We start from the raw sequence: 15,722 nt of genomic DNA on the forward strand, positions 1-15,722 counted from the left end.
AACAAAAAGTTCTTTAATTCTTCAATGATTTTTACATTTACAGACAGCATTGGGTTACAGATTTTGGTTTTAAGATTCGATACCTCAAAACTATAAATTCTGTAACCTTTGCTATTTTCTTAACTTAATGACATTGCTCTATGAGGCAAAAATATCTTCTGTTGAAATTTCTACAAAGCGATAGACCCTACGGGTCAGGTCATCAAAAGTTTCGGAGGACTTAAATACAATATCTGAGGAAACGATCACTTTAATACCAAATCACTACAGACAGGATAATGGTCCGATAAACGCTTCTCAATAATGGCATAATTTAGCACGTCAAATTGCTGACCTGCCATAATATAGTCGATCTGGTAATTTGGAAAGCTGCCGTTGTAAGTACGACCAAAGCCCGAGCCCTTTTCACGAAAGGCATTTTTCAGTCCTTTGCTCATTTGATTGACTGCAAATGATGTTGGCGTATCATTAAAATCACCCGAAATAATATATGGATAAGCACAGGAATCGGCATGTTGTTTGATTTTGAATACCTGTTCACTTCGTCTCTGGAAGGCGATCTTTAGCTTATAGCCCAATCGTTTGGCCGAGCCAACTTCCGGCTTGCCCTGCTGTGAAATATTATTCAGGTAACGGTAATCATCCGGATCAAAGCGGATAGACTGCAAATGCACGCTGTATACCCTGAATATTTTATCGCCCTTTTTTACATCAACATAAATACATTGGTTCTCATTTCTTCTATCAGTCAGTTGTATATAGCCATGAGCAACTATGGGTAGTTTGGAAAATAGTGCCAATCCAATAGCTTCTGTATTATTTTCAACCACCGATTCAAAGAAATAATTGTTGGACCTCAGTATTTTTTGAATGGAGTCGAGCATATTATACTGCCCTTTGTTTCGTGTATAAAACTCCTGGAAGCCGATAATATCAGGCTGCTGATCTGCTATGATGGACAATATTTCGTGTTTGGTGGGGATGTCATTCTTCGAGCCATAACGCTTAAAGTTGTGTACGTTGTAAGTCATTACCCTTATGGCTTCAGCCTTTTTTATACCATAGGCTGATGGAAAGCGCAAGCCGATATTCTTATTCAATATCCCCCATCCCAGGGCGATGACAATTATAGATAAGACCATCCATTTACTTCTTCGCAATAACCAATAAGCAATGAGTATAATGTTGGCGACTAATAAGAATGGATAAGCCAAACCAAAGAAGGCGATGGGCCAGAATTTTTCGGGGTTGACAACAGGTGCAAGGTAACTTATCAATAAACCAATGCAGCAGACCACGTTGACCCAAAGAAAAAGTTTATCAATAAAATTTAGTCCTTTTTTAGGCTTCATTGTCCTTGCTGGCCCTGGATAAAGTCTCTTTTTCCTGTTTGCTCAGGCTTTCATAGCCTGCTTCTGTAATCTTGTCTAATATACGGTCTATTTCATCCTGGCGGGGTTTCCCGCTTGTGTTTTTATCCGAATTCCGGGATACCACCTTCATTTTTGACCTTTTCCTGAAGATTCCGGTAATGGCGCCTATCCAATCGTTGCCACGTTGTAATTGCTTGACATAGATAAAGCCGAATAATGCGCCACCCAGGTGAGCAAATTCGCCGCCTGCGTTGGGGCCTGCAATGCTTAGGAAATCAAGGATAACATAAAATAAAGCTATCCATTTCAGCTTTATTGGACCTAAGAGGATCAGGTTCAAACTATAATCAGGCAACAACGTAGCTGTGGCAACAATAATTGCCATTACGCTGGCTGAAGCGCCTACAACCGTGCTGCTGGCTAGGACAGAAGCAAAAAATGGAAAAACATTATATGCCGCTACGAAAAAAATAGCCCCCGTCAATCCACCTAGAAGATACAGACCGATAGTTCGTTTATTGCCAAGATACTCCTCAAATATTTGCCCTATCCAGTATAACCAAAGCATATTGAACAGGATATGAAAAATACCTGCATGCATAAACATGTAGGTAAGCGGTGTCCAGAAATGGCTAGCTAAACGGGGCAGAAATGAAGGCAACAAAAGCAACTCGCTGGAGTAAAAATCTATAAAATCGCTACGGAAAACCAACCTGTCGATTACCCCGGCAATATTGACCAGTAAAAAAACAAGCACGTTGATGCCGATCAGCAGGTTTACCCTGCTGCCCGATCTGAGCATTTTATATTGAATTTGTTGCCAGGTATTCATAAATAATTTAACCTAATATCAGCATAACGCACCAACATCAGAAATAGTTGTTAGGTCTGTTCAATCTCCAGAATTTTACAACAAAGAAACCGAAAAGCGCACCACCTATATGTGCAAAGTGTGCGACATTATCGCCACTCTGCTGACCCACACCCGACCATATTTCTATTAATATATAACCAGGCACAATATATTTTGCTTTGATCGGAATGGGAAGAAACAATATCATCATTTCCATATTCGGATAAAGCATGGCAAATGCTACCAGTAATCCGAAAATAGCACCGGAAGCACCTACAACGGGGGCAAAATAAATATCAATAAGGCGTTGGGCATTAGCGCCGTATTCTATATATGATGACTTTAACTCGGGGTGCGAAATAACGAAACCACCGGTTAGACTGTGTACCTGGAAAGCCTGTACAGCCCATTGCAATAGTATAGCCCCGATCCCGCATATAAAATAGAGGTTCAGAAAGCGCTTAGGACCTACACTGTATTCCAGTATCGGTCCAAAGAAAAAGAGGGCAAGCATATTGAAAAGTATATGCATTATATTGGCGTGCATGAACATATAGGAAATGATCTGCCACAATTTAAATTCCGGCGAATTGAAGTAATATACCGCCAGCCACCTGTCCATGTCAAATACGTTACGCAGCAGGAAAGAGGCGACAAAGAAGATAACATTGATGATCAGCAGGTTTTTTACAACCGGTGTTATATTGGAAAATGGCGATTGCCTGTATGCACTCATAGGTAAAATTTAGTTCTTTTTATTTTTCAAACCGTTCGGCTAATTCATTCATGGTAAATGTACTGATTACAGGCTTACCGTTCAATGCCAGGTTTGGCATCTGGCAGGCAAAAAGCTGATCGATCAGTAAGTTCATTTCCTCCAACGACAACTTTGCACCCGTCTTGATCGCACCATTCCGGGCAAGCGACCGCGCCAGGTTATCGCGCTTATCCAACTTCACGATGGCGAGGTTGTTTTTAAAACCCTCCAATAAGTGTTCCAGCAAAGCATGTTCTGCTACATTACTCAAATCGGCGGGGATGCCTTCTACCACCACCGTATTTTTTCCAAACTCGCGTATATCAAATCCAAGTCCGCGGATATCCGGCAAAAGCTCTTTCAGCAATTCAAAGTCCCCGGCATTGAGTGTTACTGTTTGCGGGAACAGGCTTTGCTGACTGGTTCCTGAATGATTATCCAGCTGCTGCAAAAAACGCTCGTACAATACTCTTTCGTGTGCGGCCTGCTGATTGATCAGCATAAAACCCGACTTGATCTGCGAAAGAATGTACCGGTTATGTATCTGGAACAATTGCCGCTCGCTCGATTTGCTTACTTCCTGCTCCTGAACCGGAATAGTTACTTCCCCATGCATTTCCTGTTGAACGGATTCTTCACGTTTGGCTATCTCATACAATGTATCCCAGTTTTCCGGAACGGGCGTGCGACGATGATCGCTTACATCACGGGCATAGGAAGGCGACGATGATCGCTCGGCTTTAGGCCCTTGTGGTTCGTTTGCAAATGGGTTAAAATCCGGGTTGAACGAGATCGTCGGCTGAACGATCTGCTCCAGCGGTTTCTCGGTTATCAAATGCCCGATGCTGTTTTCCTGGTCGAAATCCAGTGTTGGTGTGATATTGTATTTCCCGAGGGAGCGTTTTACCGCCGAGCGGATGATGGCATAGATCGATTTCTCGTCCTGGTATTTTATTTCCGTTTTTGTCGGATGAACATTGATATCAATTTTGGATGGATCGATATCGATGAATAACACATACAAAGGATAACTCTCATCAGGCAGTAATTCTTCAAAGGCCGTCAGCACCGCATGATTCAGATAAGCATCCTTTATAAAGCGGTTGTTCACAAAAAAGAATTGCTCGCCGCGTGTCTTCTTGGCAAACTCAGGCTTGCCTACATAACCATGCAGTTTGATGATAGAGGTATCCTCCTCAACAGGAACCAACCGCTGGTTATAATTGTTCCCAAACAGGTGAATAATACGCTGCTTTAACGATGCCGCAGGCAAATGAAATACCTCCTGCCCGTTATGGTGCATTGAGAAAAATATATTCGGATTGGCCAGCACCACACGCTGAAATTCATCTACAATATGGCGCATTTCAACCGGGTCGCTTTTTAAAAAATTACGCCGGGCTGGTGTATTGTAAAACAAGTTTTTGACGCATATAGATGTGCCCGCAGTAGTTGAACAGGCTTGTTGACTTACTACATCTGAGCCTTCTATCAGCAGGCAGGTCCCCAGTTCATCCTCATGACGACGGGTTTTTAACTCCACCTGTGCTATAGCCGCTATGGAAGCCATCGCTTCGCCGCGGAAACCCATGGTACGAATGGCGAACAGGTCCTCAGCTTTTCGTATTTTGGAAGTAGCATGACGCTCAAAGCACATACGCGCGTCGGTCACACTCATGCCACAACCGTTGTCGATCACCTGTATCAGTGATTTCCCGGCATCTTTCAGTATCAGTTGTATCTTGTCTGCCCCGGCATCTATCGCATTCTCAATCAGTTCCTTTACTGCCGACGCGGGCCTCTGCACTACTTCTCCTGCTGCAATCTGGTTGGCTACCGAATCTGGTAAAAGCTGAATTATATCTGGCATTTAATCAATTTCCCTTCTCCGATCGTCCGCTAGCTAGCGGACGGATCATTTATGATGCTAAATTAAATATTTGAGCGCATAACTTTACCTTTTGAAGGCGGTATATATACGATATGGTAATAAGTCGCTCATTATTATATTGGTGTGACATTTTAGAAAGTCTTAAGCCAAAAGTCGCAAGTCTGAAGTCGTCTTTAAAATCAATGACTTATGACTTTCGACTAAAGACTTACGACTCAACTAATACTTTCTGCTTTAAAAAACAACATAATATGCAGATAATTGTATATCTGTAAAACCTACGCTTGCCAATGAAAAAACTTTTGCCTCTGCTGCTGTTTTTATTTGCCGCCTGTACAAAGCAGCAGGATTTCAATGCCGATCTGCTGGTAAAAAACGCGGTGGTTTACACTGTTGATGCTAAATTTTCTGTCGCGGATGCATTTGTGGTGAAGGGCGGAAAGATCATCGCAGTGGGCAAGGCGGATTCATTGGAAAACATCTACAAGGCTCATCAGGTGGTTGATGCCGGTGGCAAACCGGTTTACCCGGGCTTTATTGATGCCCACTCCCATTTTTATGAATATGGCCTGGGATTACAGGAAGTGAACCTGGACAGCACCAAAAGCTGGGATGAAATTGTCGATTCGGTGTTGGCAGGTGCAAAACGCAGCCCGGATGGCTGGTTAATTGGCCGGGGCTGGGATCAAAATAAATGGAAGGTTAAGCAGTTTCCTACTAAAGACAAGCTGGATAAATTATTTCCGGTAAGACCTGTTTTGCTTACACGTGTGGATGGACATGCAGCTATTGCTAACCAGGCCGCTTTAAACCTGGCCGGGGTAAAACCTGGGCAAACTATTACCGGCGGTGAGATTGAAACAGTGAAAGGAAAGCTTACAGGTATTTTGGTCGATAATGCCGTAGGAATTGTAACACGTAAAATACCCGCACCTACCGACCAGGAGACTGAAGATGCTTTCTTGTTCGCCCAAAGGAATTGTTTTGCCGATGGACTGACGACCGTTTCGGACTGTGGTCTCCCCTATACCATGGTTAACACCATCGCCCAATTACAGCATAAAGGTTCGCTGAAGATGCGCATGTATGTGCTGCTTTCAGACAGGCAGGAAAATTACGATTACTTGTTCAAGCGCGGCGTGTTTAAAACTCCTGGTTTGGATGTACGCGGCTTTAAGGTTTATGCCGACGGTGCGCTGGGTTCGAGAGGAGCGTGTTTATTGCAACCCTATGACGATCAGAAAAACTGGAAGGGTTTTTTGCTGAGTGATCAGAAACACTTCCAGGAGGTGGCAGAAAAGATTGCAGCTAAAGGATTTCAGATGTGTACGCATTGCATCGGTGATTCGGCTAACCGGGTCATCCTGAAAGTTTATGCAAGCGTTTTGAAAGGGAAAAATGATCACCGCTGGAGAATAGAACATGCTCAAGTAATAGCGCCGGAGGATTTTCATTATTTTGGCGATTATAATATCATTCCATCGGTACAGCCCACCCATGCCACATCAGACATGCGCTGGGCAGGAGCACGCTTAGGCGAAAAAAGATTAAAAACAGCTTATGCATATAATCAATTGCTACAGCAAAATGGCTGGCTGCCGCTGGGAACGGATTTCCCGGTAGAGAATATCAGTCCGATTTATACGTTCTATGCAGCTGTGGTGCGGCAAGACTTGAAAGGTTATCCCGAAGGGGGATTTCAACCAGAAAATGCGATAGGCCGCGCTGATGCGTTAAGAGGAATGACCATATGGGCCGCGAAGGCACAATTTGAAGAAAAAGAAAAAGGCAGTATTGAGCCTGGTAAATTCGCCGATTTTGTGATATTAGACAACGATATTATGAGGGTGAAAGGTTCGGACCTGCCAAATGTTAAAGTATTAAAAACCTACGTCAACGGAGAAAAAGTATATGAGAAAAAATAAATGGAGATTTTGTCTCCTTGCGCTTTCAGGATTTATTTTAGTTCATTCGGCCTGCGCACAAAATCCTCCTTTAATTGGTCAAGTCTTTGTTAATGAAGAAAAAGCTGTAGAAAAATCAACCGTCTTACTGAATAATGGTCAAAACCAGATCCCGCTAAAGGAGTTAGGGCAGCTTACCATTGCCAGTATCCATTTCTCGTATCCTCATTCCGCTGTATTTGATAGTCTTTTGAACAAGTATAGCGCGATCGAATCGTTTGACGGAATGGCCTATGTGGGTCTACCGGGACAGGGCGTGCTGGATTTCGATACCAAGCTATATAATACGCTGATCGTGCAAATCACTGATGCCGACATGGCTAATCCGCAGATCATAAGTTTTATTGGCGAAAACCGTCGTTCGAAAAACCTGGTGATCGCCTACTTTGGTGATGGCAGTTCGCTGGCGAAGCTGGAAAACATTAATTCGCCGATTATCTTTTCAAGTAAATCTTCACCCGTTTCAGCCATATTTAGCGCAGAGGCAATTTTTGGCGGGATAGCAGTTACTCAAAATCTGGATAAAACCTATTCGCAGAAATATCGTGCAGGTACAGGTTTTATCACTACCAAAACTCGTCTGCAATATACCGTTCCGGAAGAAGTGGGCATCAACTCCAACAATCTTACTGAGATTGATAAGATTGCTTATGAAGCCATTGCCAACCAGGCAACTCCCGGCTGCGTGGTGCTGGTGGCGAAGGATGGCAAAGTGATCTTCAACAAAGCCTACGGTTACCATACTTATGACCGGACCATACCTGATAAACTCACCGATATTTTTGATTTGGCTTCGGTAACTAAAATATCAGCCACTACCATCGAAAGCATGAGGCTAACGGAAGAAGGTCGCCTGAACATAGATTCGACCATCGGTACCTATATCCCGATGGCCCGTAAAACAAACAAAAACGATATAAAAATAAGCGAACTGCTGGAACACCAGGCAGGTTTGATCCCCGATATACAAACATATGAGAAACTGAAACCAACAGATATCAGTACGGATTCATCAGCAGCTTATCCTACTAAAGTTGCGTTGCACTTTTACCTGCGTAAGGATTATTTCCGCGATGTGATGTGGGCCGATATGCTCAACTCACCTTTAAATACCCGCGGGCAATATGTATATAGCGACCTCAGCATGTGTTTTATGAAGGAGATAGATGAGTCGATCACGGCAACACCGCTTAACGAATATGTTCAGGATAACTTTTATGAGCCGTTGGGCATGCAATTCGCCGGCTTTCTGCCTTATAAACGGTTCCCTACAAATCGTATAGTGCCTACCGAGGATGATGAAGTATTTCGTCATAGCTTATTAGATGGCTACGTACATGACCCGACTGCGGCTCTGCTGGGCGGTGTTTCGGGCAATGCAGGTTTGTTCGCCACAGCCAATGACCTGGCCATTTTATATCAAATGCTGCTGAACCGTGGCACTTACGGTGGTGATCAGTATTTCAAGCCTGAAACGGTAGATAAATTCACAGCCAAACAATCGGATGTAAGTCGCCGCGGTTTAGGCTTTGACCGTTGGGATCCGATTGCGGACCGCCATTACCCATCAAAACTGGCATCGCCAAAAACGTTCGGACATACAGGATATACCGGAATAGGCGTTTGGGTTGATCCGACCTACAACCTGGTTTATATCTTTCTATCAAACCGCGTAAACCCAAAGGTGACTGATAAGCTTTCCAGCCTGAACATCCGTCCACGGATACAGGATGCGGTTTACGAAGCGATAAAGAAAGGACTGTAGGATTTCGGAATGCGGATTTTCGATTTCGGAATTGGGATTGCGGATTTGTTTGTAATTTTAAATAATTCCGCATTCGAAAATCTGACTTCCGAAATCAAATGAAATACCTCACCATACCACCACCCGAAATACTTAAGCCCTATGTGCGGTGCTTTTGGGTGTACGAGTATGAGCTTTCATTAAATGAGCCATCATATGTGTATCGCTCAGTTGCGGATGGCTGTGCTGAGATCGTTTTTCATTACAAAGGTACTTTTGATGATTTAACCGGGAACGATCACCCGGCTAATTACCACTCAGGATTACATGCGCAAACCAACCAATTTTCGCGGTTTATAACCAATGAGGATTTCGGTATTTTCGGTGCTTATCTTTATCCCTATGCTATTCCGCGGCTATTTGGTTTGCCTGCTGAGGAAACCACTAATACACAGCTCGATCTGCAATTATTATTAGGCGACGAAGGTAAATTCCTGGAGGAACAGATCATGCTGGCTGTTGACAATAAGGAGCGCGTGACTATCCTTTCGGCATTTTTGGAAAAACAATTGCACAAAAGACAACTGCTCGAAAAAAGCATGATGATGGCCGTGCGGTATGCTGTTCATAATAATACAGGCTACAATGTGAATGACCTGGCATCAAAATTTGCACTCTCTACACGACAGTTCGATCGAAAGTTTAAGATTTATTCCGGCTTTAGTCCTAAGATGTATTTGCGACTTACCCGCCTGCAAAATGCATTGAAACAATACGGGCAAAACAAATCATTAACGCAGATTGCTTACGAATGCGGGTATTATGATCAATCGCATTTTATTCATGATGTGAAGGCGTTTACGGGCTATCATCCGGGTTTCTATTTTTCAGGTGATGCGGAGGGAACAGAATGGAAGAGCATCAATCAATAAATTGACCATCAGACTTAACTAATGATGAAATAATTTGGTGAACAAAAAACCTACTAACAGGAATGTTCCAAAGAATGTTATTGTGCAAATAACCAGCGTTAAAATGGTTATTCCAAGCCGTTGAATATAAACACGATTATCCGTATCAAAATAATAGTTTAACCATCTATATACCCAGATGTATTATATCCTGCAAGGAAAAGTAAAATGATTAATATTATAAAATACATTTAAAGGTTTTCCGAAGATACAAAACGTCATTAAATAATATAATTTCTTCTTTACCATCATCAGGAACGAAGCATATATTTCAATCTATTCTTTAACATTAATTACGGGCAAATGTCTCGTTTTTACAATTTCGTTATCCACATTCCACCCAATTTTGTTTAAAAACAAAACGTTATGGAAAATTTTAAAATCCCGGAAGGCTATCAACAGATCATGCCTTACCTCATAGTTGAGAACGCTGCTGAGTTTTTTGACTTTACAAAAAATGTGTTTGGCGCTGTAGAAAAGTACAAGGCCATGCGTACTGAAACATTGATTATGCACGCCGAACTCAGCATAGGCAGCAGTGTGATTATGTTTGCCGATGCTACTTCTGAGCACGCTAAACAAAACGCAGGTTTATTTATCTATGTAGACAATTGCGATAAGGTTTATGAGAAAGGATTGTCCCATGGTGCAACAACCAGGATGCCTCCTGCCGACCAGGGTTATGGCCGAAGCGCAGGTATCCTCGACCCGTTTGGCAATACCTGGTGGATCACAAGTGTTTGATTTCGGATTTCGGAAATTCGATTTCGGATTTATAATCGCTATTTCAAATTCCGACTTCCGAAATCATTTTACACAGCTATAACACTATTGACATAAATAGCTGTTAAACTTGCATCAGTGAAACTATTGCACGCACACCGGCGAGGTTTTAAGGCCGGCAACGTGCGATAGTTTCATTACTACTTAGCAAGAGAGAGAAACCAAATCAATGAAGATCGGAATAGTATGCTACCCCACATTTGGCGGTAGCGGGGTTGTTGCAACCGAACTGGGCAAGGCCCTTGCAGATAACGGTCACCAGGTGCATTTTGTCACCTATAACCAACCTGCCAGACTCGATTTCTTTTCAGAGAACCTCTTTTATCACGAGGTTGCTGTATCCAAATACCCGCTTTTTGAATACCCGCCCTACGAGCTGGCTTTAGCAAGCCGTTTGGTTGATGTGGTGCGATTCGAGAAGCTGGACATCCTGCATGTACATTACGCCATCCCGCATGCGTCGGCCGCGTTTATGGCCAAGCAGATATTGATGACCTATGGTATTTATATCCCGGTGGTAACCACGCTGCACGGTACGGATATTACATTAGTCGGTAAGGATAGAACCTATCAACCTGTCGTTACCTTCTCGATCAATAAATCGGACGGTGTTACCGCTGTATCTGAGAATCTGCGAAAAGACACCTTTGATTTCTTTGAGATAGAGAATGAGATCAGGGTGATCCCCAATTTTATCGATATGCAGCGCTTTAGTCTGAAAGCAAAAGATCATTTTAAAAAGGCTATTGCGCCTGCTGGAGAAAAAATATTGATCCACACCTCCAACTTCCGCAAGGTGAAGCGCACGATGGATGTAATTAAGATATTCGCCAAAGTGATCGAACGCATTCCATCAAAACTATTAATGGTAGGCGACGGCGGCGAGCGCTCGGAATGCGAACAGTTGGCGCGCGACTTAGGCGTAAGCGATAATGTGCGTTTCCTGGGTAAACAGGATGCGATAGAAGAAATTCTATCAGTATCCGACTTATTCCTGATGCCATCACAATCCGAAAGTTTTGGTTTAGCGGCATTAGAAGCTATGGCCTGCAAAGTCCCTGTAGTAAGCTCTAACGCCGGCGGTCTGCCAGAATTGAATGTGGATGGCGTAACCGGCTTCCTTAAAGATATAGGTGATGTAGATGGAATGGCCGAACGAGCGATCTACATTTTAGAAGACGAAAATCGCCTGAAAACATTTAAAGAAAATTCGCTGGCACGCGCCAAGGAATTCGATTTATCGATCATATTACCCGTTTACGAAAGCTATTATGCTGAAGTAATAGAGAAAAGCAGCGCACAAATTCTGTAAGAGGATAAAGGTGAAAGGCGAAAGGTAAGAGGCTTTTTTTAACACCTTTTACCTTTCGCCTTTTACCTTTCGCCTTTTAGCTTTCACCTTATTCTGCGGGAGTAAATTTCAAACAAACCGGGTTACCAACTTCGATTTTATTGCGGGTAAGGGATAGTTTGCCGGTAGCCTCGTCAATTTTGAAAACCAGTATATTGTCGCTGTCCTGGTTGGCTGCTAAAAGGAACTTACCCGATGGGTCGATAGCAAAATCACGCGGGTTTTTACCGTAAGTCAATTGGCGCTGAATAAAGCTAAGCTCTCCTGTTTCTTTGTTAATAGCATAAACCAGCAATGCACTTGCATCTAAGCGGTCTGATGCATACAGGAAACGGCCATCCGGCGAGATATGGATTGCTGCTGCACCATTAGTTCCTTTAAAACCTGCCGGCAACATATCTATACTTTGTACTTCTTTAGGATCTCCTCCATTAAATTTATACACGTTGATATTACTGCCCATTTCCTGCAACAGGTACAAGTATTTCTTATCCGGAGAAAACACAACATGCCGCGGACCTTTGCCTGGTTTTACACTTACCGAAGCAGGGTTAGCAGGTGATAACGGTTTTTCATCCAATGCATGGTAGCGACAAATATTCAGCTTATCGGTCCCCAGATCCGTGTATAACAAATATTTTTCATTAGGTGAGAAAAAGGCTGTATGTACGTGCGGCCCTTCCTGACGACTTGCATCAGGGCCTTTCCCCTGATCCTGTATATTTTGGGAAACCGGTTTCAATGATCCATCCTTGTTTACAGGAAGTACCACCAGGTTACCACTGGTATAGTTAGCCACGAATACATTTCTACGATCTTCGTCTACAGAAACATAACACGGATCATTCCCTTCAGACGATTGTTTATTTAAAAGCGTCAGTTTGCCCAGGTTCGGCTCGAAAGTAAATGAGCTTACACCACCGTCTTTGCCGTCTTCATTTACAGCATACACGAAATGATTATCTTTTGAAACGCATAAATAGCTTGGATTGCTTACGCCTTCAATTTGGCTCAGGTATGCCAGCTTTCCGGATTCAACATAAAAGCGGTAAACGAGTATGCCTTTGCTTTTCCCTTTGGTATAGGTACCTATCAGCAGATCATAAGTGGATGGCGTCTTGTCTTTCTTCTGTGCATAAAGCAACACCGGAAATGCCAAGGCGAGAATTAAGAGAAGTTTTTTCATTTTTAGGATGGTTAATAGTGCAAGTTAGTAATTAAGGCAGAAAAAGGCGAAGGGTGAAAGGTAAAAGGCGAAAGGCGCAGATAAGATCTTTAAATAATAAAGGTGAAAGATTTACAAAACCTTTCACCTTTATCCTTTCAGCTTTAACCTCCTTATATAAGGTGCTTTAATTGAATAATTTCTTTCTCATCCAAATAACGCCAGCGACCACGTGGCAGATCTTTCTTGGTCAGGTTGGCATATACTGCCCTGTCAAGTTTTACTACCTCATAACCCAAATGCTCGAATATACGGCGTACAATACGGTTTTTACCGCTGTGTATCTGTATACCTACTTCACGCTTGGTACCACCCTGAACATAGGAGATGGCATCTGGTTTAATTAACCCATCCTCCAGTTCCAAACCAAAAGATATCTTGTTCAGATCACCCTGGGTCAAACTTTTGCTCAGTTCAGCGTGATATAGCTTTACTATATTGTTTTTTGGGTGCGATAGTTTATCAGCCAGGTCGCCATCATTGGTCATCAACAACAAACCTGTAGTATTGCGATCGAGGCGGCCTACCGGATAGATACGCTCTCTGCTTGCTTTTTCAACCAACTGCATTACGGTGCGACGTTCCTGCGGATCGTCGGTAGTGGTGATATAATCTTTCGGTTTATTCAAAAGTACATACACCATCTTCTCGCGTTTCAGCAATTCACCGTTATAGCGTACGGAATCTTTATTTGGGTCGATTTTATAGCCCAGTTCCGATACTACTTCACCATTAACAGATATAACCCCTGCACTGATCAGTTCATCCGCTTTACGACGCGAACAAATGCCTGCATTAGATATATAACGGTTCAGGCGAATCAAACCTGCTTCTTCTGCTGATTTCTTTCTCGCACGTAATGGCTTATCTTCCGGACTGCGTTCTGTCTTGAATGATGGTTTATTATTATAAGATGAGTTAACCGATTTACGAAATGGCTTATATCCCGCATCTTCTGACGAACGGCTGCTGAATTTTCTATCCGAAGACCTTTCTCCGCTTTTGAAACTTGGTCTAGCAAAAGATTTTCTTTCGCCAGACTCACTTCCAAAACTTCTTTTTGGTTTGCCTTCTGACGTTGGTTTACCTGCGTAAGGAGTTTTTCCTCTTGAAGAATAGCTTCTTTTTTCGCCGGTCTGCTCGTCACCCCCAAAACTTCTTTTGGGTCTCCCCTCTGATGTAGGCTTATCTGAGTAAGGAGTTTTTCCTCTTGAAGAGTAGCTTTTTCTTTCGCCGGTCTGTTCATCTCCACCAAAACTTCTTTTCGGTCTGCCTTCTGAACTTCCGCGCGAAAATGAACTACCACCTGATGAGCGGCGTACCGGGGCATCACCGGATTCCGGTCTGCCCGAATAAGGCTTTCTTTTTGGTGAAGAAAAACTTTTTTGCGGATCACGTGTTTCACTTCCGTGGTTATTTCTCGCAGGTTTGTCTCCTGTTCTGTCGAAACCGGAATTTGATGATTTGCTGAGGCGGGAAGACCCCGATTTTTGGGGTCTGCTGTCCCCGGTTTTGCGCCTGTTTGGTGATCCGTTGGATCTGTCGTCGCGACTGTTCCCTGGTCTTTTAAATACCATAGTTTTTTGCTTTACGCTAGCTCTATAAGAGGGTCAAAGGTACGTTTTTCGGCCTGATTTTGCAATTTTTTTGAACGGTTCAAAAAGTTGGTTTAAATCATTTAAAGACGCTTTTTAGGGGTTATTTACACGATTTTCACACATGTGTGGAAATCCAAGTATTTGATAATCTGGCCTATTGGCCTTACTTTTGCACAACATTCACTTGAATAGATTATTTATTAACCAAAAAAAGAAATGATTAAAAAAGGCTTAATTACGTGCTCCGTAATATGGGTTTCTGTTGTCATTTCCGTGCTAACTGTTTACGGTAAAACCGACACCAAAAAGGTGAACAAAGACACCAAAAAGGTGGTTAAACGTAACACTGAATACAGATTTATTTACCCTAAAAACTATCGCAGCAGCGATTTTAGTTTTGCTGATGAATATGTTCCCGTTAACGATATCCGTGTTAACCGGAAAATGAAACACACATTAGTAAAAACCAGCTACACCACAGTACAATCGTATGTTCTGCAGGAAGAAGCGGCAAAAATATTCCCTGTTATTGTCCCGATCCTTCAATCATACGGCATTCCCGAAGACTTTAAATACCTTCCGTTGGTTGAGGCGGGCCTAAAATCAGGCGTTTCTAAAGCAGGTGCAGCAGGCTGGTGGCAATTTATGCCCGGCACGGCCCGCACTTATGGCCTGAAGGTTGGCGACGGAAAAGATGAGCGGTACAGTGTGCGAAAATCAACCATCGCGGCCTGCAAATACATCACGGAGTTGTATGCTCAATTTCACAGCTGGACACTGGCAGCAGCTGCCTACAATGTCGGCGAGATAAAAATGAGCAAAGCGCTCAGGGAACAAAGAGAGGCCAGAGCAAACTATTTCCGGATGCATTTTAACCCTGAAACGGGTGCCTATATGTACCGGATCATTGCCATGAAACAGGTGATAGAACAACCCGATCTATACGGTTACAAGATCAATAAACAATCATTGATCGCTAACCTGGAACCTACAGATTTAATGGCATTTGACAACTAAATCGTAATCATTTACGGAGCACTATAAGGGCCGGTTTTGCTTGGAGCAAACCGGCTTTTTTTATGTACCTTTGCACCATCAAAAAATGACCCGCTGACACAGCAATGTCATTATTGAATTTTACTCCTTATTCTGTCACAAATACTAATTAATTTAGTAAAATCATTAACTTAGCAGACCAGCTTTTTGGTCAAT

Annotated in this window: 12 protein-coding genes; 6 read left to right on the plus strand and 6 right to left on the minus strand. The window is 42.9% G+C overall.

The genetic code is table 11. The features are described 5' to 3' along the window. Positions 1–245: 245 nt before the first annotated feature. From VIM89_RS00410 to mutL, 4 genes are read right to left on the minus strand one after another with little or no spacing between them, the layout of a single operon-like run. The gene (locus tag VIM89_RS00410; RefSeq protein ID WP_488154135.1) at positions 246–1,352 is read right to left on the minus strand and encodes an endonuclease/exonuclease/phosphatase family protein; all 1,107 of its coding nucleotides are present in this window, start codon (positions 1,350–1,352) and stop codon (positions 246–248) included. Continuing rightward, positions 1,342–2,205: a rhomboid family intramembrane serine protease gene (locus VIM89_RS00415; protein ID WP_488154136.1), complete on the minus strand. Its 864-nt coding sequence runs from the start codon at positions 2,203–2,205 to the stop codon at positions 1,342–1,344. Before VIM89_RS00415 ends, VIM89_RS00410 begins: the two co-directional genes overlap by 11 nt. Positions 2,206–2,242: 37 nt before the next feature. Next, on the minus strand, positions 2,243–2,962 hold the full coding sequence (locus VIM89_RS00420) for a rhomboid family intramembrane serine protease (RefSeq protein ID WP_488154137.1): 720 nt from the start codon (positions 2,960–2,962) through the stop codon (positions 2,243–2,245). A gap of 19 nt (positions 2,963–2,981) precedes the next feature. Beyond that, the gene (gene mutL / locus VIM89_RS00425; RefSeq protein WP_488154138.1) at positions 2,982–4,853 is read right to left on the minus strand and encodes a DNA mismatch repair endonuclease MutL; all 1,872 of its coding nucleotides are present in this window, start codon (positions 4,851–4,853) and stop codon (positions 2,982–2,984) included. Between the two features lie 311 nt (positions 4,854–5,164). Here mutL and VIM89_RS00430 point away from each other — a divergent pair, with 311 nt between their 5' ends. The 5 genes from VIM89_RS00430 to bshA all read left to right on the plus strand — a co-directional run bounded on the left by VIM89_RS00430 (position 5,165) and on the right by bshA (position 11,648). Beyond that, positions 5,165–6,799 (plus strand): amidohydrolase, encoded by a 1,635-nt coding sequence (locus VIM89_RS00430; RefSeq protein WP_488154139.1) that lies wholly within the window; start codon positions 5,165–5,167, stop codon positions 6,797–6,799. Continuing rightward, a complete protein-coding gene (locus VIM89_RS00435) occupies positions 6,786–8,603 on the plus strand; it encodes a serine hydrolase domain-containing protein (protein ID WP_488154140.1) in 1,818 nt (605 codons plus the stop codon). The genes VIM89_RS00430 and VIM89_RS00435 overlap by 14 nt, the downstream gene beginning before the upstream one ends. A gap of 98 nt (positions 8,604–8,701) precedes the next feature. Then, positions 8,702–9,514 (plus strand): DUF6597 domain-containing transcriptional factor, encoded by an 813-nt coding sequence (locus tag VIM89_RS00440; protein ID WP_488154141.1) that lies wholly within the window; start codon positions 8,702–8,704, stop codon positions 9,512–9,514. 405 nt (positions 9,515–9,919) lie between these two features. Further along, complete coding sequence (locus VIM89_RS00445; RefSeq protein WP_488154142.1) at positions 9,920–10,297, plus strand: VOC family protein; 378 nt, start codon at positions 9,920–9,922, stop codon at positions 10,295–10,297. A 208-nt stretch (positions 10,298–10,505) separates the two neighbouring features. Continuing rightward, complete coding sequence (gene bshA, locus VIM89_RS00450) at positions 10,506–11,648, plus strand: N-acetyl-alpha-D-glucosaminyl L-malate synthase BshA (protein WP_488154143.1); 1,143 nt, start codon at positions 10,506–10,508, stop codon at positions 11,646–11,648. Between the two features lie 88 nt (positions 11,649–11,736). Here bshA and VIM89_RS00455 read toward each other — a convergent pair whose 3' ends face one another. Continuing rightward, positions 11,737–12,873 carry a lactonase family protein gene (locus VIM89_RS00455; protein ID WP_488154144.1) on the minus strand — a complete coding sequence of 379 codons (1,137 nt, stop codon included), beginning with the start codon at positions 12,871–12,873 and terminating at the stop codon, positions 11,737–11,739. Between the two features lie 152 nt (positions 12,874–13,025). Further along, a complete protein-coding gene (locus VIM89_RS00460) occupies positions 13,026–14,489 on the minus strand; it encodes a pseudouridine synthase (RefSeq protein ID WP_488154145.1) in 1,464 nt (487 codons plus the stop codon). Positions 14,490–14,726: 237 nt separating this feature from the next. On the opposite strand from VIM89_RS00460, the gene VIM89_RS00465 reads away from it, so the two are divergent. Next, the gene (locus VIM89_RS00465; RefSeq protein WP_488154146.1) at positions 14,727–15,527 is read left to right on the plus strand and encodes a lytic transglycosylase domain-containing protein; all 801 of its coding nucleotides are present in this window, start codon (positions 14,727–14,729) and stop codon (positions 15,525–15,527) included. Positions 15,528–15,722 lie beyond the last annotated feature (195 nt).

It is taken from the genome of Mucilaginibacter sp. (assembly GCF_036568825.1).
Taxonomy (GTDB): domain Bacteria; phylum Bacteroidota; class Bacteroidia; order Sphingobacteriales; family Sphingobacteriaceae; genus Mucilaginibacter.

Bases quoted from the DNA above. Each gene is read 5' to 3' on its own strand.
- mutL (WP_488154138.1), bottom strand. From the start codon at position 4,853: ATGCCAGATATAATTCAGCTTTTACCAGATTCGGTAGCCAACCAGATT.
- VIM89_RS00430 (WP_488154139.1), top strand. From the start codon at position 5,165: ATGAAAAAACTTTTGCCTCTGCTGCTGTTTTTATTTGCCGCCTGTACA.
- VIM89_RS00460 (WP_488154145.1), bottom strand. From the start codon at position 14,489: ATGGTATTTAAAAGACCAGGGAACAGTCGCGACGACAGATCCAACGGA.
- VIM89_RS00455 (WP_488154144.1), bottom strand. From the start codon at position 12,873: ATGAAAAAACTTCTCTTAATTCTCGCCTTGGCATTTCCGGTGTTGCTT.
- VIM89_RS00420 (WP_488154137.1), bottom strand. From the start codon at position 2,962: ATGAGTGCATACAGGCAATCGCCATTTTCCAATATAACACCGGTTGTA.
- VIM89_RS00440 (WP_488154141.1), top strand. From the start codon at position 8,702: ATGAAATACCTCACCATACCACCACCCGAAATACTTAAGCCCTATGTG.
- VIM89_RS00465 (WP_488154146.1), top strand. From the start codon at position 14,727: ATGATTAAAAAAGGCTTAATTACGTGCTCCGTAATATGGGTTTCTGTT.
- VIM89_RS00445 (WP_488154142.1), top strand. From the start codon at position 9,920: ATGGAAAATTTTAAAATCCCGGAAGGCTATCAACAGATCATGCCTTAC.
- VIM89_RS00415 (WP_488154136.1), bottom strand. From the start codon at position 2,205: ATGAATACCTGGCAACAAATTCAATATAAAATGCTCAGATCGGGCAGC.
- VIM89_RS00410 (WP_488154135.1), bottom strand. From the start codon at position 1,352: ATGAAGCCTAAAAAAGGACTAAATTTTATTGATAAACTTTTTCTTTGG.
- bshA (WP_488154143.1), top strand. From the start codon at position 10,506: ATGAAGATCGGAATAGTATGCTACCCCACATTTGGCGGTAGCGGGGTT.
- VIM89_RS00435 (WP_488154140.1), top strand. From the start codon at position 6,786: ATGAGAAAAAATAAATGGAGATTTTGTCTCCTTGCGCTTTCAGGATTT.